Below are 26,035 nucleotides of genomic sequence, written 5' to 3'. Positions count from 1 at the left end.
ATCACGGGATTCTTGATCGGCTGAACCAAAGCGGCCATAACGGGCCATCAATTTTCTGACATAACACATTCGCTAACCGTCGGGCGGGCGCGACACCCCGTTCGACCAGGCATTGAAGACAAGACATGAGCCGGATCAAGGTCAACCTACTCGGGGAATTCGAGCTCTGGCGCGGCGATACCCGCCTGCGCCTGCCGACCCGGCGTGCGGAACTGCTCGTCGCGCTCCTCGCGCTGTCACCCGGTCTGGTACACAGCCGAGAACGCCTCTCCACTCTGTTCTGGCCCGGTCGGGACGAAGAACAGGCGCGGACCTCGCTGCGGCAGGCCGTCTACCAGATCCGCCGGTCCCTCGGTGCCGACAAGGACATCCTGCAGACCGATATCCGTTTCGTCGGGCTCGACCCCCAAGGCTTCGACAGCGACTTGGCCCTGCTCCTCGCCCCCGGCGAGACCGAGATCGAAACCATCTGGCGCGGCGATTTCCTTGCCGGTCACGACCCGCGCGAAGAGGCGCTTGAAGCGTGGCTCACCGAGGAACGCGCCCGACTGCGCAGCCTCGCCCTTGAAAAGGCGCAAGCCCGGGCGCAGGCGCTGATCGACCGACACCGTTTTGTCGAAGCCGAGACCGTCGCCCGCCGCTGTCTTACCGTCGATCCCTATGACGAGCTGAGCAGCCGCATTGTCATGCTCGCCTGCGCGCGGCAGGGTCGGCGCAACGCGGCCATCGCCACCTATCGCGACCTCGCCGACCGGCTGCGCACCGAGCTCGCCACCGCGCCGGAACAGGAAACCACGGACCTCTTCCAGTCAATCCGCGCCGGTCAGGACAGCCCGGCCGACGCCCCCGCCCCGCCAGCGGAGACTGAAGCCCCCCCGGCCACCAAACCCGCCGCCCCGCCGCCCGACGAAAACCCCCAGTTCGAGCGGCGCGTCGCCACCGCGCTCAGCCTGGCGCTGCCCGCGCCCGCGCTGGATGTCGACCCCGAGCTTGCGCAGGAACTCGACAGCTCGTGGTATGCCGAGATGACCGCTCTCATCGACCGCCACAGCGGCCGTGTCGTCCACGCAGATGCCAGCGGCCTGACCTGTCTCTTCGGCCTCAGCGGCACGGCCGAAAACCACGCCGTGAACGCGGGCAAAGCCGCCCTCGCGCTGCTCGAGATCAATCAGGATGCCGCGCTCGCCGCCCATTCCGGTCTGGTCGTCACCCCGGCGCGGGGCGCGCAGGCACCCGATAATCCCTTCCTTGGTCCCGTGGCCATGACGGCGCGCGCCCTTGCCGCCACGGTACCTCCCGGCCAATGCCTGTTCAGCGCCGCCGCCCGTCTCGGCGCCGAAGGCTGGTTCGAATTCGCCAACCCTGCCCCGGTGACCGTCCCCGGTCTCTCCGGCCCGCTTCCCGTCAGTGCGCTCAAAGGCGAAACCGACGCCCGCACCGGCTGGGACGTGCTGGCCAGCCGTAACCTTTCCCCCTTTCAGGGCCGCGCTATCGAGGTCGCCGTGCTGAGCGACCTTCTCAAACGCGCCTCGACCCATGCGCAGGTCGCGCTGCTGTCGGGCCTGCCGGGCATCGGCAAATCGCGGCTGGCCCATGAATTCCAGCGCAGATTGCCGCCCGGAACGCGGACGCTACGGCTTGGGCTCACCGCACATGACGTGGATTTCACCTATCGCCTGCCGGAAATGCTGGTGCGCGAATGGCGCTCGGGTCGTGCGCAGAACGGCCTGCCCGATCTGCCTGAGGCGCTGCCCGATCTCGTACGCACCGGCGTGTCGGTGCTCTCTGGCGACGGCCGGACCGGAGGCGACTGGACAGCGCTCGGCCCCAGCCAGCAGATCCACTGCATCGTCGAAACCATCGGCTATATCCTCTCGGACATCGCGCAGGACGATATGCTGGTGCTGGTCCTCGAAGATCTCCACTGGATCGACAGCGCCAGCCGCGAGGTGCTCGCTCAGCTTGTCGGCACGCTCGGGGCGGCCCGGCTGCTCCTGCTAGGCACCGCCCGGCCCGAATTCCAGCCCGACTGGTCCAGTCGCAGCCATGTCCACGTCCTGATGCTGGACGAGCTTGAACAGTCGCAGGCCGAGGCGCTGATCGCCGCCCATATCGGCGATGCGCCCGAACATGCCGACATCCGCAGCGCATTGGCCAGCCACGCCGGGCGCATCCCCCTGTTCATCGAGGAAGTCCTGCGCGAATTGCAGGCCAAGGGCGATCTGGTCCAAGGCTATGACGGCCATATCGTCACGCGCCCGCTCGAAGATCTCGACGTACCGATCACCGTGCGCGGCGTCATCGCCGCCCGTATCGACCGGCTCGACAACGCCCCCCGCACCCTGCTTCAGGCCTTCAGCGTGCTGGGCGCCGAGGTTTCCGAAACCCATCTCGAAGCGCTGGCCGACATGCCCGCCACCCAGTTCCGCGACGCGCTTCAGGCGCTGACCTCGGCCGAGATGCTCTATCGCGGGCGCCGCCCCGGCGAATGGTACATCCGCCACGCGTTGATCCGCGACGTGGTCTATCAAAGCATCCTGCGCGGCACCCGCAAAGCCCTGCATGAAAAAGCCGTCGGCATTCTCTCGGGCGATCAGGATACCGCCTCCGACACGATGGCCGGCACACTCGCCCGCCACGCCCTGCTGGGCGAGCAATGGCAGACCGCCGCGAAATATGCGCGCATCGCTGGCGACCGGGCACATGACCTGTCGATCTTTCAGGCCGCCCGGCGTCATTACAACGATGCCATCGTCGCGCTGAACAACCTGCCCGCCAGCGAGGACACGCTGCGCACGGGCATCGAAACCCGCATTCGCCTGCGCCCGGCACTGATGCTGCTGGGCGAAAGGCAGGAACTCGAACGGGTCCTGGGCGAGGCCGAGGACATGGCGCAGCAGATCGGCGATCCCGGACTCTTTGGCCGGGTTCTGCTGCACCGCAGCTATGCCGAAAGCACGCTGGGCCTCGTACGCGAGTCGCTCTCCACCGCCAGCCGCTGCGCCGCGCAGGCGGAGCTCTACGGCGATCCCTATCTTGCCGCCGAGGCCCGGCTTGCCCGTGGTCAGGCGCTTCGCGTCCAATGCGCCGCCACGTCGGCCATCGACACGCTTGAACCCGATCTGACCTACTGGACCCGCGAAAACCGCATGGTGCGCGGCGACCACCTTGGAACGCGCGCGGTCTGGTACCTCGGCCACCTCGGCGCCGTCTACGCGCTCAGCGGCCGTTTCGATCAGGCCCATGACTGCGTGGACGAGGCGATCCGCATCGCCGACGAAAGCGCCCGCCCCGCCGACCGCCAGCACGCCCGGTTCAGCCGGGCCGAAATCCACTTGCTGCAGGGCGAACTGGACGAAGCCCAGCGCGACACGGAACGCGCCGACGCCATCTTTCAGGCCTCGACCATTTGGCGCACCGGCACCAAGGCGGAAATCTTTCTTGCCACGGGCGAGATCAACCGCGCCATGGACCTGCTGCGCCGGGTCGAAGCCCGCGCCGCCGAACTTGGGCAAGATTACGTGCTGCATTCGCAGGTCGCCGTCGCGCTGGCCGAAGGACTCCTGCTTCAGGGTCACACCGATGAGGCAAAGGCCCGCGCGTTGAAATTGCTTCCCCCGATCCAGGCGCAATCGCTCTACCGGCACGAATTGCGGCTGCGCATCGTCCTGTCGCGCATCGCGCTTGCCGCCAAGGACCACACACTGGCGCTCGATCAGGCGACGGTCGCGCTGACGCTCGCCGAAACCCACGGCCTTGCCCCGGACGAAACCCGCATTCGAGCCCTTCTGGACAAGATCGAAGGCTCCGAGAAAACCAGCCGACTCTCCGCCTGAAAAGCCGAACTTCAGCATAAAACATCCGCTTTTCACAACAAACCCCGCCGTTTTCACGCCAGGCTGACGCTGCGCAAATCACGGTTTTCACGCATCGAAGGCATCACTCTCCCATAGAAGCCTGGGCGTCTCTCCGCAGAAACGGACGCAGCGCCCCCCGAAAAGGAGAAACCATCATGGCCATGTACCGCCACGATCTGCCGCAACTGAAAGACGAGATTTTCCTCACCGACAGCGGTCTGGAAACCCACCTGATCTTCAACGAAGGCTACGACCTTCCGCTGTTCGCGTCCTACACGCTTCTGGAAACCGACAAGGGCCGGGACTCGCTGCGCGCCTACTACCGCCAGCACCTCGAAATCGCGAAAAAGCACGACACCGGCTTCATCCTCGAGGCGCCCACATGGCGGGCCAGCCGCGACTGGGGCGAGCAGATCGGTCACTGTCCGGCAGATCTCGAACGGCTGAACCGTCGCGCCATCGCGATGCTGGCCGACCTGCGAAAGGAATCGAGCTTTGGCCAGCCGATCGTCATCTCGGGCAATCTCGGCCCGCGCGGCAATGGCTACCGTCCCGATCTCGCGATGACCGCCCGGGAATCCGAGGCCTATCACGAGGAACAGATCGGATGGTTCGCCCGGAGCGAGGCCGACATGATCGCTGCCTTCACCCTCAGCACCGTGGCCGAGGCAGTGGGCATCATCCGCGCCTCCGATAAGGCCGGCATGCCCTGCGTTCCATCCTTCACGGTGGAAACCGACGGCAACCTGCCCGACGGGACGCCCCTGCGTGAGGCGATCCTGTCGGCGGATGCGGAAACCGGATCAAGCGCGGCCTATTTCATGGTCAACTGCGCCCACCCGGATCATTTCCGTGACCGTCTCACCGGCGACAAGGGCTGGCTGCAGCGCATCGGCGGCATCCGTGCCAATGCCTCGCGCCTCAGCCACGCGGAACTGGACGAGGCGGAAGAGCTCGATCCCGGCAACCCAGAGGAGCTGGGCCGCGACTACGCCGAACTCCGTCGGCTTCTGCCCCGGGCGCAGGTCCTTGGCGGGTGCTGCGGTACCGACCACCGGCATGTGACCTGCATCGCGGCCTCGAACCTTTCGGCCGTTCCGGCCTGACCGGGTCCCCATTCCCGCGCGTTATTTCGCGCGCGGGCATACCGACCGGCCCGGCAGACCCTGCCGGGCCGAGCAAATTTAATGACGAAAACTTTTAAACCATGAAGAATTGGAGAAGACATATGAAAATCACCATTACCCTTGGCGATCTCGCCGCCCGCAAACTGCCTCCCCGTGACCGCCGCAGGGTCAACGTCCTGCGCGGCCCGGCGGGCGATCACCTCAGGCGGCATCGCGTTTCCCCGCTCGACCAGGTCTGGTTGTCAAAACTGGCCTCGCGCCTCGAGTTATAGGGCGGTGGATATCCGGCAGGCCCCGCAAGGACCCGCCGCAAAGGCGGTCCCGTTCGCGAACCCCGGACGGGCCGAAATACTCCCAGGTCGGGCAGCCCCCTGCCCGACCTTATTTATTGGGGCGTATGCAAACTGTGTTGGACGGGAGGCGAACGATACCGCCTCCGGGATATAAGTCGAAATCTGCTTCGCTCCGCCGCCTCGTAAAGAACCCTGTTCCGCACAGGTTCAAGCACGGGCCGTCCGTCTGCGCGACAGGCGCAGCCCATCGCGCATGTTAAGCCCCAGCAAGGTGATATTGACCGCACCCGCAACCAACTCGATCACTTGCACCCCGTAAAAAGCCATGTCGAACGTCCCCGCCTGTGCCTTGAAAGACAGATACAATGCCGAGGGGATCAGGATCAGGATGCCATTGGCCGCAATGAAAGGCATCCGCTTTTCCTTGGCGTTGACCAGCGGGCCGCGCATTTTCTTGCTTAACTGGAACCCCGAGCCGCCCGCGGCCATCAGGGCAAGAACCAGAATGAAAAAACCGTAGGGAATCAGAGACTTGACCGTCGTAACAGCCTGTTCTCCGGCAAAGGTCTCGGACCAGACGGTAGAGAGCCAGAAACTCAAAATCGTCATCAGAGCTATAGCCCCGGCGATGGGATGAATGGTTTTCGACATGACGAAATTCCTTGTCTGGTGATATTTGTATAGCTAGCTATGTATCAGTTGTATAGCGGGCTATGCAAGTGGTAAGACTTCCCTATGACGTTTTCGAAGGACCAGTCGGCGGGATATCTCGCGAACCACATGGCGCGCATCTTCGCGCAAGGCCTGACCGCGCGGATCAAGCCTCTGGGCCTGACCACCGGCACGTTTCCAGCGCTTCTCGAACTCTGGGAGACGGACGGTCTGACCCAGAAGCAGCTTACCGAGCGGCTCGACATCGAACAGGCGACAATGGCCAATACCTTGGCGCGGATGGAGCGAGACGGCCTGATCGTCCGCAAGAAGGATGCGAACGACGGGCGGGCTCAGCGAATCTGGCTGACCGACAGCGCCCGCAACCTGCGCGACCCGGCCATCGCGGCGGCCCAGGAAGAGAACGCAATGCGACTGGCAGGTCTCACCGAAGATGAAAAGCGCCAGTTCATCGCCCTGATCCAGAAGGTCATCAAAACCAAGCCACCGGGAACAGCGCGGAGATAGGGAAACCGAATCCAAGCAAAAGTAATCACAGCGCCCCGGGCACAACCTTTCACCATGGGCTCAAATCTGACCTCGAGAGCCTACGCTCGACACAAGATGCCGCCCCCCAAATCCCTCAGGCAGAACTCTCGGCAAACGGCATCCGTCCGGCCACCGCGCTTTCGGGCGCCAGCAGCACTGGTTTCGGCGCTTCAAAGGTCATCTTGCCCGACCGCATCCCCCAGACCGGGCGACAGATCTCGGCCACCGCCATCGCCGAAGTCGCACACGGCAAAAGCACCAGATCAGCCGCGTCGCCCGTCTTGATCGCCGCTTCTCGCCCCAGCAGCCGGAAAGGCTGCGCCGAGATCATGTCGAAACAGGCATCCAGCCCCGCCGGATCCCCGATCTGCGCGATATTGGCGAACAGGTTCGCCATCCTCGGCAGCGAGCAATCGCCATAAGGTGTGAACGGGTTCAGCACGTTATTCGTCGCCACGGTGCAGCAAAGCCCCGCCGCATGGAAACGATGTGCCGGGGCCACCCCGCGCGGTACGGAGTCAGTGAATTCACGCCCCATCATGAACAGGTCCGTCGCGGGCAGCACCGTCAGCGCGATCCCCGCGTCGCGCATCACCGCGATTGTCTCGTCAAGCTGCGGTGGCGGCAGGGTCGAGAGCTTGGTGACATGGCCAACCGCCACCCGCCCCTGCATCGCGTGCGCCACGGTTTGCCGTGCCACCTCGTCCAGATGCCGCCATGTATTGTCCAGATCGAAATCGAGGTGGAAATCCAGATCGACATCGTATTCCCGCGCCATATCGAACAGCCGGGCAATCTGCCCCTTCGGATCGCTGTCGGTATAGGGGCAGCCGCCCAGCAGATCCGCGCCCCGGTCCAGCGCCGCGCGCAGCAGCTCTTCGGTGCCAGGGTAATTCAACAGACCCTCCTGCGGAAAGACGCAGATCTGCAATTCCAGCGCCCAGGCATAATCGGCCTTGAGCTGCGCGACCGCATCAAACCCCGCAAGCCCCACCGCCGGGTCGATCTCCACATGGGTGCGGATCAGCGTCGTGCCCTGACAGATCGCCTTTTCCAGCACCCGCGCCCCGCGGGCATATATATCTTCGCGGGTGAAATCCCGCTTGGCCGCGCTCACCGCCTTGATCGCACCTTTCAGCGTGCCCGAGGGGTTCGCCGCCCGGTCCAGCAGGCAGGCCTTGTCGAGGTGCAGGTGACTGTCGGCAAAGCCCTTGATCAGCCGACCGCCTTCGGCATCCATTGCCCGGGCCGCGCTGTCCAGATCCCGGGCGATATCGGCAATGCGCCCGTCGCGAATGCCCAGATCAAGCAGCTCGTCCCCGTCCGACAGCCGCGCGTTGCGGATCACCAGATCAAGTGTCATTGCGCCGCCTCCGCCCGTTCCTGCCCGCCACCCAGATAGGCCGCGATCAGCGCGTCGTCCTGCAACAGCTCCTGCGCGCTGCCCGCGGCCACGATGCGCCCCTGTTCAAGGATATAGCCGCGATCCGCCGCTGCCAGCGCGAGCGAGGCCATCTGGTCGACCAGCAGGATCGTGATCCCGTCGTTGCGCAGTTCGGCCAAGATCGCATAAAGCTCCTCGACCATACCTGGCGACAGGCCCAGCGACGGCTCATCCAGCAGCAACAGCTTGGGCGAGGCCATCAATCCCCGCGCAATCGCCATCATCTGCTGCTCGCCCCCCGACAACAGCCCGGCGCGCGCATGCAGCCGGTCGCGCAGGCGCGGGAAGCGCTGCAAAATCGCCTCCAGCTCGCTCGCATCGGGCCGTGTCTTGCGCCGGTATGCCCCCAGTTCGATGTTATAGGCCACGCTCAGTTCCGGAAAGACCTGCCGCCCCTCGGGCACCAGCACCACGCCGCGCTCGACGATCTGGTGCGGAGGCAACCCGCCGATATAGCCATCGTTCAGGATCACATGGCCCGAGGTCGGCGCCATCAGCCCCGAGACCGTCCGCAGGAATGTCGATTTCCCCGCCCCGTTCGCCCCAAGCAGCGCGACAAGCTCGCCCTTGCCGACCCGCAGGTTGACCGATTGCAGCACATCCGCCGCGCCATATCCGGCACAAAGGTCCTTGGCGATCAGCGTATCCATCGCTCCCGGTTCATGGGCCAGCGACCGGGCCGGAACGCTCAGCGTGCCCTCGCCCAGATAGGCCGCGATGACCCGCGCATCAGCGCGCACCGCCTCGGGCGTGTCAAAGGCAATCGGCTCGCCCGCGTCCATCGCAAGGATGCGGTCGGAAATGCCCATCACCAGTTCCATGTCATGTTCCACCAGCACCACGGCAATCCCGGCATCCGCGAGCCGCCGCAACACCTGCGACATCGCCCGCTTGTCGCCCTGCATCAGACCCGCCGCCGGTTCATCAAGCAGCAACATCCGGGGCCGCATCGCCAGTGCCCGCGCGATCTCGATCAGCCGCCGGTCCACATGCGGCAGGTCCGAGGCCAGCGTTTCCGCCGCGCCTTCATAGCCCACGAGCTGCAGCAAGCCCTGCGCCATCGCTCGCCGCTCCGCCGTGCCCAGCGCGGTAAAGACCCCGCTGAACCGACCCCGCGGAAAGGCCGCCAGCACGTTTTCCTCGGCGCTGAGCGAGCCGAACAGCCGCGTCGCCTGATAGGTCCGCGCGATTCCCTGCCGCGCGGTCGCATGCATAGACCAGCCCGCGATATCGGTGCCACCGGTCTCGATCCGCCCTTCGCCGGGCCGGTAAAACCCCGAGATCATGTTGAGCAGCGTGGTCTTTCCCGCCCCGTTCGGCCCGATGATCGCGGTCACCTCGCCCGGTCGCGCCTCAAAGGCCGCGCCGCTCACCGCCTTGACCCCGCCGAAGGAAATCCCAAGCCCGCTGACACGCAGCCCCTCGGGCGTCTCGGGGCTCACAAATGCCAGCGCCTCTTCCGGCGTGACGGCACTCGCGGGTTGCGCGCGTCGCGGCAGGAAGGCCGCTATGGTGCCGACGATCCCGCGCGGTGCCACCAGCAGCACCGCCACCAGCAGCGCGCCGAAAAACAGCAGCCGGTATTCGGCAAGCCCGGCAAGGAACTCGGGCAACAGCACCGCCACAGCCGCCCCCACCAGCGGGCCAAGCACCGTTCCGGCCCCGCCGAGTATCACCGCGAACAGGAACAGGATCGATTGCGACAACACGAAATTGCTCGGCGCGATGAACTGCATGAGGGAGGCGAACAGCCCGCCTGCAAGCCCCGCCGCGCCCGCCGCAATCGCAAAGGCGGCAAGCTTGGTGAGGAACGGATCATAGCCCAGCGAACCGGCCGAAACCTCCTGATCGCGCAGCGCCGCCATCGCGATGCCCCAGCCGCTGACGGACAGGCGTCGATAGGCCAGCAGCCCCAGCGCCGCCAGCACGATGGCCAGCCGGATCAGGTCCGCCTCGGTAAAGACATAGCCGAAAATGGCGGGCTGATCGAAACCGAATAACCCGTTCTGCCCGCCGGTCAGCGCCCGCCACTCAATTGCGAGATGTTCGACGATAAAGGCAAAAGCAATCGTCACCATGGCAAGGAACGGCCCCGCCATGCGCACCGCCGGTATCGCCAGAACGCAGCCTACCGCCGCGGCAACCAGCGCGCCGGCGGGCAGCGACAGCCAGAAACTCACGCCCGCCTGCGACAGGATCGCATGGGCATAGGCCCCGACGGCGAAAAAGCCGACCTGCCCCAGCGACACCAGCCCGGTCAGACCGAACAGCACGTTCAGCCCGGTGCACAGGATCGTCCAGATCGCCACAAGGCCAAAGACGAACTGCATATAGCCGTTCACCACCCCCAAAAACGCCAGCGCTAGCACGCCAAGCGCAAGGATCGACAGGTCGAGAAGTCGCGATTCACTCATCCGCACAGCGCTATACCTTTCTCAGCGCGGCGGTGCCGAACAACCCGTTCGGGCGCACCGCAAGCACCGCGATCAGCAGGGCGAAAACGACGATATAGGTGTAGGACGACCCGAGGTAGGTGGTCACCAGCGCCTCGACCAACCCATAAAGGAACCCGGCAATCATCACGCCCGAGGCCGAGGTCATGCCGCCAAGGATTGCCACAGCAAAGGCCTTGATCCCGAACAGCGTGCCCATATCCGAATGCACCGAGAGCAGCGGCGCGATCAGCAGCCCTGCTACACCGGCCAGCACCGCCGACAGCGCGAAAGAACCGGAGATCATCGCGGTTGTATTGATCCCCATCAGCCGCGCGGCCTCGGGGTTCTGCACCACGGCCAGCAGGGCGCGCCCCTGCCGCGTGCGGCGGAACAGGACATGCAGGCTAACCGCCAGCCCGACCGCCACCAGCGGGATCAGCAATTGCTGCGGATAGACGCCGGTGCCGAATATCTGCCAGGTCTGCTCTACCAGCGGCGATGGCAGGCTCCTCGGCTCGTTGCCAAAGGTGAACATCACCGCATTGTCAAGGAGGATACCCCCCGCAACGGTCGCCATCAGCCATGCCTCAGAACCGCGCACCGCGAACGGCCGCACCAGCAACAGCTCGACCAACATCCCCATCAGCGCGCATCCCACCAGCGCCAGCGGATAGGCCACGATCACCGGCAGCCCGGCCCGCTCCGTCAGAACATAGCCAAGCACCGCGCCGAGCATCACCATGGAACCTTGCGCGAAATTGACCCGCGAACAGACCGAATAGGTGATCTGGAACCCAAGCGCGATCAGACCGTACATGGCGCCAAGGCCAAGTCCGGTCACCAGTGCCGTTACGAATAATGTCATGTCCTGCTCCGGGACGGGGCCGCGTCACGCGCGGGGAATAGATAAAGACCCCCGGTCACACGGGACCGGGGGTAAAAGATCAGTCTCAGTCCGCAAGCGGAATGATCTGGCCGTCGACGAACTGCGAGAACAGATAGTCGTTCGGACCCAGAGCATCCTGATTGTCGGGCGTGAACGGCGTGTCATAGGTCTTGATGACACCCTCGACACCGCTGATGCCGTACATCGCCTCGCGGATCGCCGGGCCGTCTGTCGATCCAGCAGCTTCGATTGCCGCCGCCAGCAGCAGAACCGAGTCATAGGCGTTGGCGATACCGGTCGCCGGCGTCACATCGGCCAGCGTCTCGATTTCGGGGAACATTTCCTGCAGCTTCACGAACAGCGGGTGTTCCGGATCGGTGAACAGGAAGGTCTGGATAAAATGGACCTTTTCACCGCTCGCCCCGGCCAGCTCGGTGAAACGGCCGCCCGCCGGGCCCCAATGCGACGCAATCGGCACATCCCAGCCCATCTTGTCGAGCGATTTCACCACCTGCGCAGACGGCGCCACATTCGCCACCATGAACAGCCCGTCCGCGCCGTTCTCCTTCAGCCGTGTGAGCTGAGGCACCACGTCCACGTCATTGCTCTCGAACTTCTCGATGCCCGCATGTTCCATACCGCGCGCCTCAAGCGCCTTGAGCAGGCCCTTTTCATTGGATTCACCCCAAGGGTTATTGATCAGGATCATCCCCGGCCTTTTCGCGCCATACTTGGTCACGAGGTACTCGGTGATCGCTTCGTCCACGATCTCATCCACGGCCGAGACGCGGAATACATAGTTTTCCTCGGCCCCGTTCTTGGTGATCGGCGTGCCCGCAGCCCATGGCCCGATAAACGGCACCTTGGCCTCGTTGGCGAAAGGCACGATGGCCAGCGACACGGGCGTATCCAGCCCGCCGATCAGCGCCGCGACACCTTCGCGCTGCACCAGCTCACGCGCGGCGACAAGACCCTTGCCCGGGTTGCTTTCATCATCGCGGCTGACCAGCTCGAGCTGACGGCCCAGCACACCGCCCTCGCCGTTGATCTTGTCGAGCGCCAGCATGATGCCGCGGGTGATCGCCTCGCCGGACTTGGCGGATTGTCCGCTCAGCGCGGCGACAAGGCCGATCTTGATCGGATCTTCCTGCGCCTTGGCAGGAACCGCGCTCAACAGGCCAAGCGCGGCGGCGCCAGCCATTACGGTACGGCGGGTCAGGTTTAGTCGGACGGGCATGATCTATCTCTCCGATGAACAGGGCTTTCAGATGTCTCCTATGGCCGTTGCTGCACCTGCATCTGTCAAAGGCAACCGGTCCAGCGACCCTCAAATTTCCCGCTTTTCCCGCCTCCTGCACAAGGATAAGGCAAATCGCATGCAATTTTTGTATGTAATTTTCGTATGCATCTGGCGGGAGCCCCGCCGGAGTGGCACAGTCGAATCACGCCGAGATGGAAAGGACCCCCATGACCGACACGATGATTCCCGATGCAGACAGCCTACGCGAGGAAGCACGGATCGTCCGCGATTACCTCGAAGCCTCAATGGTACCCGATCCGGAACGCGCCGCGACCTACATGGCCAAGAACGTGACCATCACCTTTACCGGCGGCCGGATGTATCACCACCCCTCAGGCCCGGCGGGCTTCAACGCGATGCGCTACAAATGGGTAAAAAAGGACATGCGCCAGTTCGACGTGGCACAGGGCGCCGAGGGCACGGTGGTCTATTCCACTGGCTATCTCTACGGCGAATGGCATGACGGCACCGCCTTTGAAGGCAACCGCTATGTCGATCGTTTCGTGGTCGAGGGAGGCAAGATCGTCAAGATGGACGTCTGGAACGACAGCGCCGAACGCATCCTGACGGCGCGTGGGATCGAGGCCTGACCGCTCAGCCGCTCTCGCGCATCTTGCTGGCATAGGGCTCCAGCACGTCGAGATAGGAATACCCGCTGTTCTCGGCGCCCTTGAACTGCGCCCTTGCCGATACCGAATCCAGATGCGCGCGGGCGATCCCCTGCGCGCGCGCCACGTCGCCGGTCTTCAGCGCGGCCACGATATCGCGATGTTCCTGTATGCCGCAGGTCGTCGAATGCGGCCGCGAGAATTGCGACAGGGTCAGCCCGCAGCGATAGGCGATCTCGTTGACATAGCGCGCCAGCACCGGGCTGCCGGTCAGTTCCGCCATCAGGATATGGAATTCGGTCGCCAGCCGGATCGAGATTGGCTCCGGCCCCGACTGCGCCTCTTCCTCGCGCCCGATATGTGCCATCAGCGCCTTTTCCTGCGCAGCCGTGAACCCGGTTGCCAGCCGCCGGATCACCAGATCCTCAACCTGCGCGCGCAGCTCGAACAGGTCCTGCGCCTCTTCCAGACTGGGCGAGGCCACCGCCGCACCGCGATTGTGGCGCAGCTCGACCAGACCTTCCGCCGCCAACCGTTCCAGCGCCTGCCTTACAATCGTGCGGCTGGCCCCGAACCGTTCGCCCAGCGAATCCTCGGGCAGCTTCATCCCCGGCAGCAGCGCCCGCTCAAGGATTGCCGAGCGCAGTGCCACACAGATCATTTCCGACCGGTTCTTCTGGGGTTGCCGGGAAGTCATCTGCCATCCTGCCTGATTGTTCCACCGTCAAGGCTGGCACGTCCGCCCCTCTCCCGCAACCTTGTCGCGGCCTCACCGCAGGCCGGCGCCACGCCAACTGTCGCGAAATGCCCGGCCATCGCTCAGCCCATCCGCTCCAGCATCTCGCAAATTTGCGCCGCCGTATCTGCCAGCACCGGCTCCGACAGGTCTGGCAGATCCAGCACCTCTGCCGGTTCCACACCGATCGCCTTGCGCGATTTCAAATAGGACGGATCGTAATGCTGCGCCATCAGCGCCCGCGTCACCCCGGCCTTGTCGCCCGCATCGATCATCGCGTTCCAGCCATCCACGACCTCGCCGCCGCGATGGGCGCGCAGAAAGGACAGCTTGTGGGTCAGCGTCTCGCTGTCCGAAAGGATATCGTCATAGGCCCGCACAAGGTACCGCGTCCGCGCCTCCAGCGGCACGCGCAACTCTATCCGGGGTGCGATCTTCATCGCTTCCCAAATTGCCGGTGGAATGATCCGTTCCCCAACCTTGCTCGATTCCGCCTCAACCAGCACGGGCCGCGCCGGGTCGAACCGGCACAACACCCCGGCCAGTTCCGATTCAAACGCTTTCTGGCTCGGCTGCCCGCCTGCCATCCCACCCAAGAGCGAGCCGCGATGCCCTGCCGCCCCTTCAAGGTCCAGCACCTGCGCCCCGAGATTCCGCGCCCGATGCAGCAGGTCGGTCTTGGCCGTACCGGTAAACCCGTCAAGCGCTACCAGCCGATAGGGCAGCACATCCTCATACAGCATCCGGTTCACCAGCCGCCGATAGGTGCGATAGCCGCCCTCGATCACCTCTGACCGCCAGCCGATCTGCCCCAGCATCCACGCGAAGGATCCCGACCGCTGCCCGCCGCGCCAGCAATAGACCAGCGGCCGCCATCGCCCGTCATGATGCGACAGGCTTTCCTCCAGATGACGCGAGGCGTTGCGAAACACCAACGCCGCCCCCAGCTTGCGCGCCAGAAACGGGCTTTCCTGCTTGTAGATCGTCCCGACCCGCGCGCGTTCCTCATTGTCGAGCACCGGCAGGTTGATCGCGCCGGGCACATGGTCCTCGGCAAATTCCGCCGGGCTGCGCACGTCGATCACGCAGTCATAGCCGTGGTTCAAGAGGTCAATCAGAGAGTCGGATGTCAAAGCCATGTCCCGCTCTACCCTTCTGCTCCGGCAAGGGAAAGCCGGTTAAAACGGGCAATCATAAGCATACTTGCCAGTAATTCTGAAACCCGTCAGGATGAGCAAATGGAAATCTACGCGATGCCAGGCCACCTGATCCGGCGGCTCAACCAGATATCGACCGGGCTGTTCCTTGAACGGATGAATTCGCTCGGCCTGACGCTGACGCCGGTGCAATTCGCCGTACTGTCCACCCTGCGCCTGCATCCCGGCATCGATCAGGCCACCGTCGCGGGCCTTGTCGCCTATGACCGCGCCACCATCGGCAAGGTCATCGACAAGCTGGAAAACCGCGGGCTGCTCGCCCGCTCCACCGCCCGCCACGACCGCCGCGCCAAGGAACTGACCCTGACCGAGGCCGGGCACACGCTCTATGCCACCGCCCAGCCCCATGTGCTGGAAATGCAGCCCGACATGCTCGAAGGTCTGGACGAAGACGAACGCGCGATCTTTCTGCGGCTTCTCGAAAAAGCCACTCTCGCCGCCAATGAACACAGCCGCGCGCCCCTGAAACTACGCGAACCCGACCCGCTTCTGCACCGGCGGTGATTTCGGCCCCGCCCCTTGAACCGCCCGGCGCGATGGATACATAACCACCGCGTGAGGACGACCTCCCCCAGCAAGGGAAACCGGATCGGGACGGCCCGAAAGACAAAAAGGGCCCCGCCATGCGCAGCACCAAGGACCGTATCCGCCACGCCATCCTATTCGAAGTCATCGCGCTTTTTCTGGTCGTGCCGCTGATCGCATGGATCTATGACATGCCGCTTGACCATATCGGCGTCGTCGCCATCGTCAGCGCCACCCTCGCGATGCTCTGGAATTACGCATACAACCTCGGCTTTGACCACCTGATGCGCCACCTGACCGGCAGCACCGAAAAATCCTTGCCCGTCCGCGTCGCCCATGCGCTGCTGTTCGAAGGCGGCCTGCTGGTGATCCTCGCGCCCTTTATCGCGTGGTATCTCGACATCAGCTTTCTGCACGCTGTGCTGATGGATGCGACGCTTGCCGTTTTCTACGTGCTCTACGCCTTCAGCTTCAACTGGCTCTATGATGTGGTTTTCCCGGCACCGGGCACACCCGCCCCGGAACAAGCCAGCTAGCGCAAGCCCCGTAAAAAAACCTGCCAAAACCTGGGTTTCGGCAGGCAAAGTTACCATCCCGGCGGCATTAACCTGCCGCCCTTGTTACGTTCAGGCCCGGCGACGCCCCCGAGCCAGGCCAAACGCCCCCATTCCAAGGAGGATCAGCGGAAGGCTTGCAGGCACCGGAACCGGCGCAGGCGCCTCGAAGTCATAGGTCCCGTCAGCCTCAGTTCCCGAAATGGAAACCCAATCGACATATCCCGTTTCATCCGGGTTATAAGAGCCGATACCAAGCGAAAGTCCGACAAGGCTCGCGTCGCCGAATTCAGCATCGAATTCGCTCAGCCATTCGCTCAGCGTGTAATTCGGCGGTCCGGCAAAAGAAGACCCCACACCGAACATGCCGGTATTCCAGAAACGGCCATTATTCAGATCGACGTTTGCCGTGACCCAATCGCCCTGCGTCGGCGTGATATAATCGTTTTCGTCCACGCCCTGTGCATAGGGTTCGTAAATAAGCTGACCATATCCGTCACCGCCAAAACTCGCGTTGTAAAAGGCAAGCTTCAGCGAAGGCGCAGCCACGGCCCCTCCGGTATCGAACCAGCTATAGGAAAGGCTGAAATTGCCATTCAGAATATCGGAGACCTTTCCGAAATCCTGTACAATGCCAACCTCGGCCTTCGCGGCATTGGTGCTGTCGGTCGTCAGCTTGACCGCACCGGTGCCAGCCGGTTGATTATTCTCAAGATTGCCACCCATTCCCGCAAGATCGACAATCTCGAAATCGCCGCCTGGACGGGTATCGGTGCTTTGCCATCCCTGCGATCCGTCAAAGGTGGTAATAATTTCTGCGGACATTGCCGAGGTCGCCGTTGCAACTGCAAGTACGGCACCTCCGACAAAAGTAATTGAAGTTCTTTTCACTGGTATAGCCCCATTATTAACATTCACATCCGGCATCCTTTCAGGACGAAAAGAACCGATCAAGCCTAAGTGAAAAATAAATATTTCAATTCGAAGTTGTTTAGAAAACGACTGTTTCCATATTGGATATTAATACGGAAAGACTTAATAATCTAATTTCTGCAGCGCGGAAACTTTCGCTATCCAAAATCAATAATCACCCCCATATCGACCTTTTTAATTACTTAAATAGACAGCGCGCAATTTGCATAATACGCCGCTAATAGCGCATTATCAGCGCGCACCGCCGGCAAGCACATGTCCCCTGAATCTCAGCTATCCCACCGCCGAACATTCTCCTTGCCTCAGGACAACACCGCGATACGCTTGGCTTACATGGTCGCGACAGAGGAGTATCGCACATGAATTCCCGTCACATGTTTTCTTTGGCCTGCATCGCCCTGCTGACGAATGCGGCAATAGCTTCGGACAACCCCGACCAGTCCGCGATTGACGCTTGTATCGATAAGCTCGCAGCCTCGGACCTAGCCAGCGCCCCCGGCGGCACCGTGCTGAACTCCAGCTTTTCACAGGCGGGCACCGAGGTCATGCTCGAGGATGGCGGCGGCACGGTCTGGCGCTGCATCGCATATGCCGACGGCACCATCGGTGTGCTCGAAGAAGCAACCGAAGAACAGGCCAAGGCCGCCCGCACAGCGCCGCAACTCTCCGACTTTCAGGAGGTCGTGAAATTCGACGCGGGCAGTTCAGGCACCACCCTTACCCGCAGGCTTGAACCCGGCGGGGCCTTCCAGTTCATCCTCGGCGCGGGTGAAGGCCAGCAACTGGATATCAGCGTGACGCCCCGGGCGGGTAAGATGTATTACACCATCCGCAATCCCGACGGCTCGATCCTGCTAGAGGGCACGGAGGCGGGCACCGCCTATTCAGGCGAGCTTGTGCAATCCGGCGACCATATCGTCGAAGTGGTCAACGAAACGGCCGATGAACTCACCTACGACATTTCGTTCGAAATCGAGTGACGCAAAGGGCCGGAGGTCACCCCCCGGCCCGCGCAACAACCGGTCTCAGTGACCGCCCAGAATACCGGTGCGGACTGAATAATTGACCGCCAGACCGTAATCCGGATCGTCATCGCTATCGACAACCAGATGCCCGGCCTTGTTCAGCAACCGATGGCAATCGCGGCTCAGGTGGCGCAGAACGATCTCCTTGCCAACCGCCTCGTATTTCGAGGCAACGGTTTCAATCGCCTGCAGGGCGGATTGATCGACAACCCGGCTGTCGGCGAAATCCACTACCACGACGCCCGGGTCGCCTGCCACGTCGAACATCTCGACGAACCCGTCCGAAGAGCCAAAGAACAACGGCCCCTGCACCGCGTAAACCCGCGCACCTTCGGGCGTCAGATGGGTCTTGGCATGGATGCGGCGCGCGTTGTTCCACGCATAGGCCAAAGCCGAGACGATCACGCCCACGACCACGGCCACCGCGAGGTCCTGCCAGACCGTCACGACCGTCACCAGCAGGATCACGAAAGCATCGGTCAGCGGCACCTTGCGCAGGATCTTGAACGAGTTCCACGCAAAGGTCCCGATCACCACCATGAACATCACGCCAACCAGCGCGGCCAGCGGGATCAGCTCGATCAGCGGCGCGGCAAAGAGGATAAAAATCAGCAGGAACAGCGCTGCCGCGATGCCCGCAATCCGCGTGCGCCCGCCAGATTTCACGTTGATCATCGACTGCCCGATCATCGCGCAACCGCCCATGCCGCCAAAGAAACCGGTCACCGTGTTGGAAATCCCCTGCGCCACGCATTCCTGGCTCGCCCCGCCGCGCTTGCCGGTGATCTCACCCACAAGGTTCAGCGTCAGCAGGCTCTCGATCAGGCCGATCGCTGCAAGGATCACCGAATAGGGCAGGATGATCTGGAAGGTTTCCCAGTTCAGCGGCACCATCGGGATGTGAAAGCTCGGCAGGCCGCCCTGGATCGAGGCCATATCGCCCACCCGCGGCACATCCAGCCCAAAGGCAATGACGACGGCCGCGACGATCCCGATCCCGGCCAGGGGCGCGGGAACAACCTTGGTAATGCGCGGCGTCAGCCAGATGATCGCCATGGTCACGCCAACCAGCCCTAGCATCAACAGCAGCGGCCCGCCCGACAGCCATTGGCCGCCACCCATACCATGACCGGTATTCTCAACCGATCCCGGCACCTTGAACTGGCTCATCTGTGCCAGGAAGATCACGATCGCCAGCCCGTTGACAAAGCCCAGCATCACCGGATGCGGCACCAGCCGGATGAACTTGCCCCATTGCATGATGCCCGCGAAAATCTGCAACAGCCCCATCAGCACCACGGTCGCAAACAGGTACTCCACCCCATGCTGCGCCACCAGCGCCACCATCACCACGGCCAGCGCGCCGGTCGCGCCCGAAATCATCCCCGGTCGCCCGCCGATGCAGGCGGTGATCAGCCCCACGATAAAGGCTGCATACAAACCCACCAAAGGGTGCACCCCGGCGACAAAGGCAAAGGCCACCGCTTCGGGCACCAGCGCCAGCGCCACGGTCAGCCCCGACAGCAGCTCGATCCGGATCCGCGACGGGCTGAGTTTTTCATCCGGCAGCAGTTGCAGATCGGAAATGGATATACGTTTGGCAAATGACGCCAGAAGTGCCTTGGGCATGAAATGTCCTGAGATTTGACCGGGTTTGAGCAGGCGCATAAGCCATAGCGGCCAAGAAAGCCACCTTTGGCGGGCGGATTGTTGGCCCGAAAGGCCTATCTGCGGCACCACGACCAACTTTCCGCGCGTTAAAGACCGCTCGATAACCATGCGCAGTACCTGCCAAGAACCGAACGGACTGCTCATCAGTCGCTAATACGACTTGGCAAAGAATCAATTCGAGGGGCGAACCGTGCGTCACGGATTGGAACGGAAACGGCTTGGACCATCAATCCACTTGATCAACAATTGCCAGATTAAATCAGATAAATTAATCCAACACGCGCCACTAACGCTGGGAAAGAGATCGCCTGCATCCCCACGGCTGACGGAACGATAAATCAAAAGCGACCATACCGCTGGTGAAAACCCCGACCCACCACCAATGCTGCACTGCGGCGGTGTACAGGGGGTGTACGGATTGTGCACGGCTTGTGCATCGCCGCTGCACGGGTTCACCGAGCACGTTTCAGCGGTTGATTTCCCCGCAGCGGACAGCCACGATCCGCCCAAATCAGAGGAATGGGGCAGCTATGACCAAGACCAAAATCGCCGTGATCGGCGGATCGGGCATCTATGACATCGACGGGCTTGAAGGGGCGGAATGGGTCACGGTCGAAACGCCCTGGGGCACGCCGTCGGACCAGATCCTGACCGGTACGCTCAACGGAGTCGAGATGGCCTTTCTGCCTCGTCACGGGCGCGGCCATGTGCACTCGCCCTCCACCGTCCCCTACCGCGCCAATATCGATGCGCTCAAACGGATCGGAGCCACCGACGTGATCTCGGTCTCGGCCTGCGGGTCGTTTCGCGAAAACATGGAGCCGGGCGATTTCGTCATTATAGATCAGTTCATTGACCGCACTTTCGCGCGTGAGAAATCGTTTTTCGGAACCGGCTGCGTCGCCCACGTAAGCGTCGCCCACCCGACCTGCCCGCGTCTCTCTGCGGCCTGCCTTGCAGCGGCCATCGACGCCGGGATCACCGTGCATGACGGCGGCACCTACCTCGCGATGGAGGGGCCGCAGTTTTCCTCGATCGCGGAATCCAAGATGTACCGCGAAAGCTGGGGCGCGGATGTGATCGGCATGACCAATATGCCCGAAGCGAAACTCGCCCGCGAAGCCGAGCTCTGCTATGCTTCTGTCGCCATGATCACCGATTTCGACAGTTGGCACCCCGATCACGGTGCGGTCGAGATTTCCGATATTATAGCGACACTTACCGGCAACGCCGACAAGGGCCGCGCGCTTGTCTCGCGCCTGCCCGCGCTGCTTGGTCCCAACCGCGAACCCTGCCCCGATGGCTGCGACCGCGCGCTTGAATACGCAATCATGACCGCCCCGGAAAAACGCGACCCCGAACTTGTCGCGAAGCTCGACGCGGTGGCAGGCCGGGTCCTGTAACCAGACCGGCCTCTCGCGCCCGCATCCAACCCGCGTAAAGCAGCCTCTTGCGGTCCGGACGTGCGGCGCGTTAGTCAAATGGCAATGGGCGGTCGCCTATCAACCCTATCGCAAGGAATTCAGAAATGCCCCTTGATCTCTGGTTCGCCTTCCTGGCCGCCTCTACCGCTTTGCTGCTGCTGCCCGGCCCAACCGTGCTGATGGTGCTTAGCTATGCGCTCTCCAAAGGGCGCAGCGTGGCCATCGCCACAGCGCTTGGCGTCTGCCTTGGCGATTTCATCGCCCTAACCGCCTCGCTTCTTGGGCTTGGGGCGCTGGTGATGACCTCGGCGACGCTGTTCTCGGTCCTGAAATGGGCCGGGGCCGTCTATCTGGTCTGGCTCGGAATCAAGCTGATCCGCTCAGCGCCCGAGGATGCGCTGCAACTGGACCGGCCCAGCCGGGACATCACGCCGGGTTCGGTGTTTCGCCACGCAGCGACGGTTACCGCGCTGAACCCGAAATCCATTGCTTTCTTCATCGCCTTCGTGCCGCAGTTCGTGCGTCCCGGAGAGGCGCTGCTGCCGCAGTTCTCGCTATTGATCGCGACCTTCGTGACCCTCGCCGGGCTCAACGCCATCGCCTATGCGCTGATGGCCGACCGCCTGCGCCGCCTGATCACGCAACCGCGCATCATTGCGAACATCACCCGTTTCGGTGGTGCATCGCTTGTTGCCATGGGCTGTCTGACGGCCTTCATGCGGCGCCCGGTTTAGGAAAGGCAGAACCTATTTCGCCTTGTTTTCCTTCATGAATTCGCGAATGAAACGACGGATCTCGCGGGCGGCGCTGGTGTCGAGCTCCTTGCAGAGCTCCACGAAGGCATCGCGCTCTTCCTTGCCAAGCCGCAGAATGAGCTGGCTGTTCTTCTTCGATGCCTTGACGTCTTTCTTCGACACTGACTTCTCCCGCCCGGACCAGGTGACAACCGGATGTATATACATTGTATAGAGGTTGTAAATATAACTGACTCATAAACAATTTGCCGGGCAATGCAAACGCGATGGCAGCGAAATCGCCGCCCTGCCCGAAACGGGGCAAAGCGCCACCCCGAAACCACGCTGAGCCACGGCAATGTGGAAATGCCACCGCCCAAGCTTGCAAGCCGGGCCGGAATGCACCACACCAAGCGCGACCCGAGAAAAATCGAGACCCAGATGCCACCGTCAAGAACCGTTCAGGACTATATCCGCACCATCGAAAATTTCCCCCATGAAGGGATCATGTTCCGGGACGTGACAACGCTTTTCGCCGACCCGCGCGGATTTCGCATGGCCATCGACCAGATGCTGCACCCCTATGCCGGTCGCCGCATCGACAAGGTCGTCGGGCTCGAAGCGCGCGGTTTCATCCTCGGCGGCGCTATCGCCCACCAGCTCTCGGTCGGCTTCGTGCCGATCCGCAAAAAGGGCAAGCTGCCGGGCAAGACGATCAGCCAAGATTACACGCTGGAATACGGTCAGGCGACAGTGGAAATCCACGATGACGCGATCGAGGCCGGCGAAACGATCCTCGTGGTCGACGATCTGCTCGCCACCGGCGGCACCGCCGCCGCCGGAATCAAGCTGATCGAAAAGCTCGGCGGCAAGATCATGTCCTGCGCTTTCATCATCGACCTCCCCGATCTCGGCGGACGAAAGCTGCTTGAAGACATGGGCATGGATGTACACGCGCTCTGCGCTTTCGACGGCGAGTGATCGCGACGCAACTTTCCGCGCGGAATTTTCCCAAGAAAATTGAATTTTCTTGGGCGCACCGCAGCCCTTATGCCCGCAGCACGGCCCCCGGGTTCATGATCCCCTGCGGGTCGAGCGCCGCCTTGATCGCGCGCATCGCCGACAGCTTCACCGGATCGCCATAGCGCTCAAGATCTTCGACCTTGGCGCGCCCGATCCCGTGCTCTGCGCTGATCGACCCGTTCATCTCATGCACCAGCCCATGGATGATATCCTTGGCCTGCACCGCAATATTCTCATACTCAGAACGGTCGCGCCCGGCAGCCGGGAAGATATTGTAATGCAGGTTGCCGTCCCCGAGATGCCCAAAGCAGTTAACCCGGAAATCTCCAAGCGCGGCCAGCTTCTCCGGCGCACTGGCAATGAAGGTCGCAACCGATCCAAGCGGCAGGGCAATGTCATTGCTGACGATCGAGCCGACCTTGCGGTTGGCCTCCGGGATATGCTCGCGCATCATCCAGAAATCCACGGCCTGCGCCTCGGACTGCGCGATCAACCCGTCATAAGCCAGATCGCGTTCCATCGCCTCGCCAAAGAGATCGCTCAGCGCCTCGACCGGATCGCTCCCCTTTGACAGCCCAAGCTCAACCAGCACGCACCACTCCGGCGCTTCGGACCAGGGCTGGCGCAGCTGCGGCAGATGTTCTGACAGGAAGTCGAACCCGTTGCGATGCATCAGTTCAAAGGCGCTCACCCCATCGCCTACCTGCTCCTGTGCCAGCGCCAGCAGCTCCAGCGCCGCGTCGGGGGAATGCACCATCATCAGCGCCGTTCCCTTGGCCGCGGGCTGCGGCGACAGTTTCAGCGCGGCTGCCGTGATCACCCCAAGCGTCCCCTCGGCCCCGATCAGCAGATCGCGCAGATCATAGCCGGTGTTGTCCTTGCGCAGCCGGGTCAGCCCGTGCCAGATGCGCCCGTCCGGCATCACCGCTTCAAGCCCAAGGCAAAGCGCCCGCGTATTGCCATAGCGCAGCACGTTGACCCCGCCCGCATTGGTCGAAAGGTTGCCCCCGATCCGGCAGGACCCCTCCGCCGCCAGCGACAGCGGAAACAGCCGCCCCGCCTCGCGCGCCGCCGCCTGCACATCGGACAGGATCGCGCCCGCTTCGGCCACCAAAACGTTCTCGGAAACATGTACTTCGCGGATCGCGTTCATCCGCTCCAGCGACAGCACCAGCGGCGCCGCCCCCTCGCCCAGCAACTGCCCCGCGACAAGGCCCGTGCCGCCACCATAAGGCACCACCGGCACCCGCGCCTCAGAGGCCGCGCCAACCAGGGCCGAAACTTCTTCAACGGTACGCGGCAGGGCCAGAACACCCGCCTTGCCATGATACCGGTCACGCGGTTCTTCGAGATAACGGGGTTCGACGGGGCGAAAGACATCCGGGGACACCCGGCCCGTAAGCCGCTCCACGAATTGCGCATCTGCTGAGTTCAATTCCATGCCTCTCATTGCCCAAAGCCTCGAGAGGATGCAAGAGTATCAATCGCCCCTATTCGACGAGATAGGCAGGCTCCAGCACGATCACCGTCGGCCGCCCCGGCAGGCTCCGCAGGCCCACCTCAAGGAAATTTATCCCGGCTCGTTCGACCGCGAATTCATCCGCAATATCAATAAGAAAACGCTCCAGCGCCACGCCGCTGAACCAGTGCATCGGGATCACGACCGAAGACTTCAACCGCTTCAGCACCGTGACCATATCCGCCAACGGCAGGGTCATGCCCCCGTCCACCGGTGCCATCACCACATCCAGCCGCCCAAGCGCCGCGAATTGCTCGTCATTGGGCACATGATGCAGATGCCCGAGATGCCCGATACAAAGCCCCGCCACCTCGAAGACAAAGATCGAATTGCCCTGCGGTTCCTCGCCCCCCCACTGCGACCGGATATCCGTCGACACATTGCGCACCAGCATCTCGCCAAGATCGAGGTGATGCGAAATTCCCTCGCCGAAATCCCCCCAGCCCGGCAACACATGCGGAATCCTCGGATCCGGCTCAGCCGTCCAATGGGTCCCATGCGCATGGTTCATCGTCACCACATCCGGCACCATTTCCACCATGCCGATGAAGCCGGTGAAATCCGTCACCGCGTTCAACCCGCCCGGCGTCTGGATCAGAAAACTGGCATGGGACACGTAGCTGATCCGCACCTCGTCCTCAGACACCGGTTCCTGCCAGGAGGCCTTTTGAAGGAACTGCATCCCCGGCGCCGCATCGGCAATTGCAATGCAATGGCTCGGCCGACGCGTTTCCTGCGCCGAAACCGACGTCAGCGACATCACCACAAGACCGATGGAAAAAATCAGAAAACGCATGACACCAACCCTAGCGGTGCCACGCGATTCGACCTTCAAACTTTTTTGTGAGCTTTTCCTCTTGCGGGAAATACTCCAGGGGTGAATTGGCCAGAGGCCAAGAGGGGACAGCGTCCCCTTCCCCGCTCAGCCAGCCTCGGTACGACCCCGCCTGTCACTGCGCAGCGCGGCATAAAGCACATGTGTCCGCCAGCGCCCCCCGATCTGAAGATAGGACTGCGCTACGCCCTCGTACTTGAAACCGGAATTTTCCAGCAAGCCCCTTGATGCCGCATTTTCAGGCAGACAGGCGGCCTCGATGCGCGACAGGTCGAGCCGGGTGAAAGCGTAATGCACCACCGCGCCGATCGCCTCGCGCATGTATCCCTGCCGGGCAAAGTTCTGGCCGGTCCAATAGCCCAGCGTCCCCGCCTGCGCCGGTCCGCGCCGGATATTGTCCAGCGTGATCGCCCCCACGAGAACCCCGCTGTCGCGCCGGAACAGGAACAGCGGAATGGCCGACCCGCCAGACACCGAGCGCTGCGCCCAGTAGACCCGATTGGTAAAGGCCTTGCGGCTCAGATGATCGGGTGCCCAGCTCGGCTCCCACGGCGTCAGGAAATCCGCGCTTTCGCGGCGCAGCGCCGACCATGGGCGAAAATCCGAATGCACCGGCGGGCGCAGGGTCAACCGCTCTGTCTCGATCTTCAATTTACGTTTTGAGAGCAGCATCAAGCGGTTATCCCAGC

At 62.9% G+C, this 26,035-nt stretch carries 24 protein-coding genes; 11 read left to right on the top strand and 13 right to left on the bottom strand.

From position 1 onward, the window contains the following. Nucleotides 1–125: 125 nt before the first annotated feature. The 3 genes from MF268_RS05185 (at nucleotide 126) to MF268_RS05175 (ending at nucleotide 5,256) form a co-directional block, all read left to right on the top strand. Nucleotides 126–3,836, top strand: coding sequence for an AAA family ATPase (locus MF268_RS05185; protein WP_238369834.1), 3,711 nt, complete (start codon nucleotides 126–128; stop codon nucleotides 3,834–3,836). A 176-nt stretch (nucleotides 3,837–4,012) separates the two neighbouring features. Further along, the gene (locus tag MF268_RS05180) at nucleotides 4,013–4,963 is read left to right on the top strand and encodes a homocysteine S-methyltransferase family protein (protein WP_238369833.1); all 951 of its coding nucleotides are present in this window, start codon (nucleotides 4,013–4,015) and stop codon (nucleotides 4,961–4,963) included. A 122-nt stretch (nucleotides 4,964–5,085) separates the two neighbouring features. Continuing rightward, nucleotides 5,086–5,256 carry a hypothetical protein gene (locus tag MF268_RS05175; RefSeq protein ID WP_238369832.1) on the top strand — a complete coding sequence of 57 codons (171 nt, stop codon included), beginning with the start codon at nucleotides 5,086–5,088 and terminating at the stop codon, nucleotides 5,254–5,256. A 228-nt stretch (nucleotides 5,257–5,484) separates the two neighbouring features. On the opposite strand, the gene MF268_RS05170 is transcribed toward MF268_RS05175, so the two are convergent. Further along, nucleotides 5,485–5,928: a hypothetical protein gene (locus MF268_RS05170; RefSeq protein WP_238369831.1), complete on the bottom strand. Its 444-nt coding sequence runs from the start codon at nucleotides 5,926–5,928 to the stop codon at nucleotides 5,485–5,487. 84 nt (nucleotides 5,929–6,012) lie between these two features. Here MF268_RS05170 and MF268_RS05165 point away from each other — a divergent pair, with 84 nt between their 5' ends. Continuing rightward, nucleotides 6,013–6,456: a MarR family winged helix-turn-helix transcriptional regulator gene (locus tag MF268_RS05165; protein ID WP_238369830.1), complete on the top strand. Its 444-nt coding sequence runs from the start codon at nucleotides 6,013–6,015 to the stop codon at nucleotides 6,454–6,456. A 115-nt stretch (nucleotides 6,457–6,571) separates the two neighbouring features. On the opposite strand, the gene MF268_RS05160 is transcribed toward MF268_RS05165, so the two are convergent. The 4 genes from MF268_RS05160 to MF268_RS05145 form a co-directional block, all read right to left on the bottom strand. Further along, complete coding sequence (locus MF268_RS05160; RefSeq protein ID WP_238369829.1) at nucleotides 6,572–7,840, bottom strand: amidohydrolase family protein; 1,269 nt, start codon at nucleotides 7,838–7,840, stop codon at nucleotides 6,572–6,574. After that, nucleotides 7,837–10,335, bottom strand: a complete 2,499-nt coding sequence (locus MF268_RS05155) for a branched-chain amino acid ABC transporter ATP-binding protein/permease (RefSeq protein ID WP_238369828.1) — start codon at nucleotides 10,333–10,335, stop codon at nucleotides 7,837–7,839. Before MF268_RS05155 ends, MF268_RS05160 begins: the two co-directional genes overlap by 4 nt. Nucleotides 10,336–10,345: 10 nt before the next feature. Then, a complete protein-coding gene (locus tag MF268_RS05150; protein ID WP_238369827.1) occupies nucleotides 10,346–11,221 on the bottom strand; it encodes a branched-chain amino acid ABC transporter permease in 876 nt (291 codons plus the stop codon). Nucleotides 11,222–11,306: 85 nt separating this feature from the next. After that, nucleotides 11,307–12,479 (bottom strand): ABC transporter substrate-binding protein, encoded by a 1,173-nt coding sequence (locus MF268_RS05145; RefSeq protein ID WP_238369826.1) that lies wholly within the window; start codon nucleotides 12,477–12,479, stop codon nucleotides 11,307–11,309. A 230-nt stretch (nucleotides 12,480–12,709) separates the two neighbouring features. Here MF268_RS05145 and MF268_RS05140 point away from each other — a divergent pair, with 230 nt between their 5' ends. Next, nucleotides 12,710–13,132 carry a nuclear transport factor 2 family protein gene (locus MF268_RS05140; protein ID WP_238369825.1) on the top strand — a complete coding sequence of 141 codons (423 nt, stop codon included), beginning with the start codon at nucleotides 12,710–12,712 and terminating at the stop codon, nucleotides 13,130–13,132. A 4-nt stretch (nucleotides 13,133–13,136) separates the two neighbouring features. On the opposite strand, the gene MF268_RS05135 is transcribed toward MF268_RS05140, so the two are convergent. After that, nucleotides 13,137–13,847, bottom strand: coding sequence for a GntR family transcriptional regulator (locus MF268_RS05135; protein ID WP_238369824.1), 711 nt, complete (start codon nucleotides 13,845–13,847; stop codon nucleotides 13,137–13,139). A 122-nt stretch (nucleotides 13,848–13,969) separates the two neighbouring features. Then, nucleotides 13,970–15,025, bottom strand: a complete 1,056-nt coding sequence (gene mnmH, locus MF268_RS05130; RefSeq protein WP_238369823.1) for a tRNA 2-selenouridine(34) synthase MnmH — start codon at nucleotides 15,023–15,025, stop codon at nucleotides 13,970–13,972. Nucleotides 15,026–15,124: 99 nt separating this feature from the next. Here mnmH and MF268_RS05125 point away from each other — a divergent pair, with 99 nt between their 5' ends. Together MF268_RS05125 and MF268_RS05120 are read left to right on the top strand one after the other, a co-directional pair. Next, nucleotides 15,125–15,607 (top strand): MarR family winged helix-turn-helix transcriptional regulator, encoded by a 483-nt coding sequence (locus tag MF268_RS05125; RefSeq protein ID WP_238369822.1) that lies wholly within the window; start codon nucleotides 15,125–15,127, stop codon nucleotides 15,605–15,607. A 119-nt stretch (nucleotides 15,608–15,726) separates the two neighbouring features. Beyond that, nucleotides 15,727–16,164, top strand: coding sequence for a PACE efflux transporter (locus MF268_RS05120; protein ID WP_238369821.1), 438 nt, complete (start codon nucleotides 15,727–15,729; stop codon nucleotides 16,162–16,164). Nucleotides 16,165–16,254: 90 nt separating this feature from the next. On the opposite strand, the gene MF268_RS05115 is transcribed toward MF268_RS05120, so the two are convergent. Beyond that, nucleotides 16,255–17,007: a VPLPA-CTERM sorting domain-containing protein gene (locus tag MF268_RS05115; protein WP_238369820.1), complete on the bottom strand. Its 753-nt coding sequence runs from the start codon at nucleotides 17,005–17,007 to the stop codon at nucleotides 16,255–16,257. A gap of 467 nt (nucleotides 17,008–17,474) precedes the next feature. On the opposite strand from MF268_RS05115, the gene MF268_RS05110 reads away from it, so the two are divergent. Then, nucleotides 17,475–18,095, top strand: coding sequence for a hypothetical protein (locus MF268_RS05110; RefSeq protein WP_238369819.1), 621 nt, complete (start codon nucleotides 17,475–17,477; stop codon nucleotides 18,093–18,095). A gap of 45 nt (nucleotides 18,096–18,140) precedes the next feature. Here MF268_RS05110 and MF268_RS05105 read toward each other — a convergent pair whose 3' ends face one another. Continuing rightward, nucleotides 18,141–19,769, bottom strand: coding sequence for a SulP family inorganic anion transporter (locus tag MF268_RS05105; protein ID WP_238369818.1), 1,629 nt, complete (start codon nucleotides 19,767–19,769; stop codon nucleotides 18,141–18,143). A gap of 572 nt (nucleotides 19,770–20,341) precedes the next feature. Here MF268_RS05105 and MF268_RS05100 point away from each other — a divergent pair. Together MF268_RS05100 and MF268_RS05095 are read left to right on the top strand one after the other, a co-directional pair. Beyond that, nucleotides 20,342–21,214, top strand: a complete 873-nt coding sequence (locus MF268_RS05100; RefSeq protein ID WP_238369817.1) for an S-methyl-5'-thioadenosine phosphorylase — start codon at nucleotides 20,342–20,344, stop codon at nucleotides 21,212–21,214. 125 nt (nucleotides 21,215–21,339) lie between these two features. After that, complete coding sequence (locus MF268_RS05095) at nucleotides 21,340–21,969, top strand: LysE family translocator (protein WP_238369816.1); 630 nt, start codon at nucleotides 21,340–21,342, stop codon at nucleotides 21,967–21,969. Between the two features lie 12 nt (nucleotides 21,970–21,981). Here the strand turns inward: MF268_RS05095 and MF268_RS05090 are convergent, their stop codons facing one another. Next, nucleotides 21,982–22,152 (bottom strand): hypothetical protein, encoded by a 171-nt coding sequence (locus MF268_RS05090; protein WP_198952261.1) that lies wholly within the window; start codon nucleotides 22,150–22,152, stop codon nucleotides 21,982–21,984. A gap of 258 nt (nucleotides 22,153–22,410) precedes the next feature. Here MF268_RS05090 and MF268_RS05085 point away from each other — a divergent pair, with 258 nt between their 5' ends. Beyond that, nucleotides 22,411–22,950 carry an adenine phosphoribosyltransferase gene (locus MF268_RS05085; protein ID WP_238370208.1) on the top strand — a complete coding sequence of 180 codons (540 nt, stop codon included), beginning with the start codon at nucleotides 22,411–22,413 and terminating at the stop codon, nucleotides 22,948–22,950. A 67-nt stretch (nucleotides 22,951–23,017) separates the two neighbouring features. Here MF268_RS05085 and MF268_RS05080 read toward each other — a convergent pair whose 3' ends face one another. The 3 genes from MF268_RS05080 to MF268_RS05070 form a co-directional block, all read right to left on the bottom strand. Beyond that, nucleotides 23,018–24,433: an FAD-binding oxidoreductase gene (locus tag MF268_RS05080; RefSeq protein WP_238369815.1), complete on the bottom strand. Its 1,416-nt coding sequence runs from the start codon at nucleotides 24,431–24,433 to the stop codon at nucleotides 23,018–23,020. A 49-nt stretch (nucleotides 24,434–24,482) separates the two neighbouring features. Continuing rightward, on the bottom strand, nucleotides 24,483–25,307 hold the full coding sequence (locus MF268_RS05075; protein WP_238369814.1) for an MBL fold metallo-hydrolase: 825 nt from the start codon (nucleotides 25,305–25,307) through the stop codon (nucleotides 24,483–24,485). Nucleotides 25,308–25,433: 126 nt separating this feature from the next. Continuing rightward, nucleotides 25,434–26,018, bottom strand: a complete 585-nt coding sequence (locus MF268_RS05070; RefSeq protein WP_238369813.1) for a GNAT family N-acetyltransferase — start codon at nucleotides 26,016–26,018, stop codon at nucleotides 25,434–25,436. Nucleotides 26,019–26,035: the final 17 nt, after the last annotated feature.

It is taken from the genome of Heliomarina baculiformis, assembly GCF_019966545.1.
GTDB classification, from domain to species: Bacteria; Pseudomonadota; Alphaproteobacteria; order Rhodobacterales; family Rhodobacteraceae; genus Heliomarina; species Heliomarina baculiformis.
Note: the sequence above shows the minus strand (reverse complement) of the source record. Positions and strands in the feature narration are given on the sequence as shown.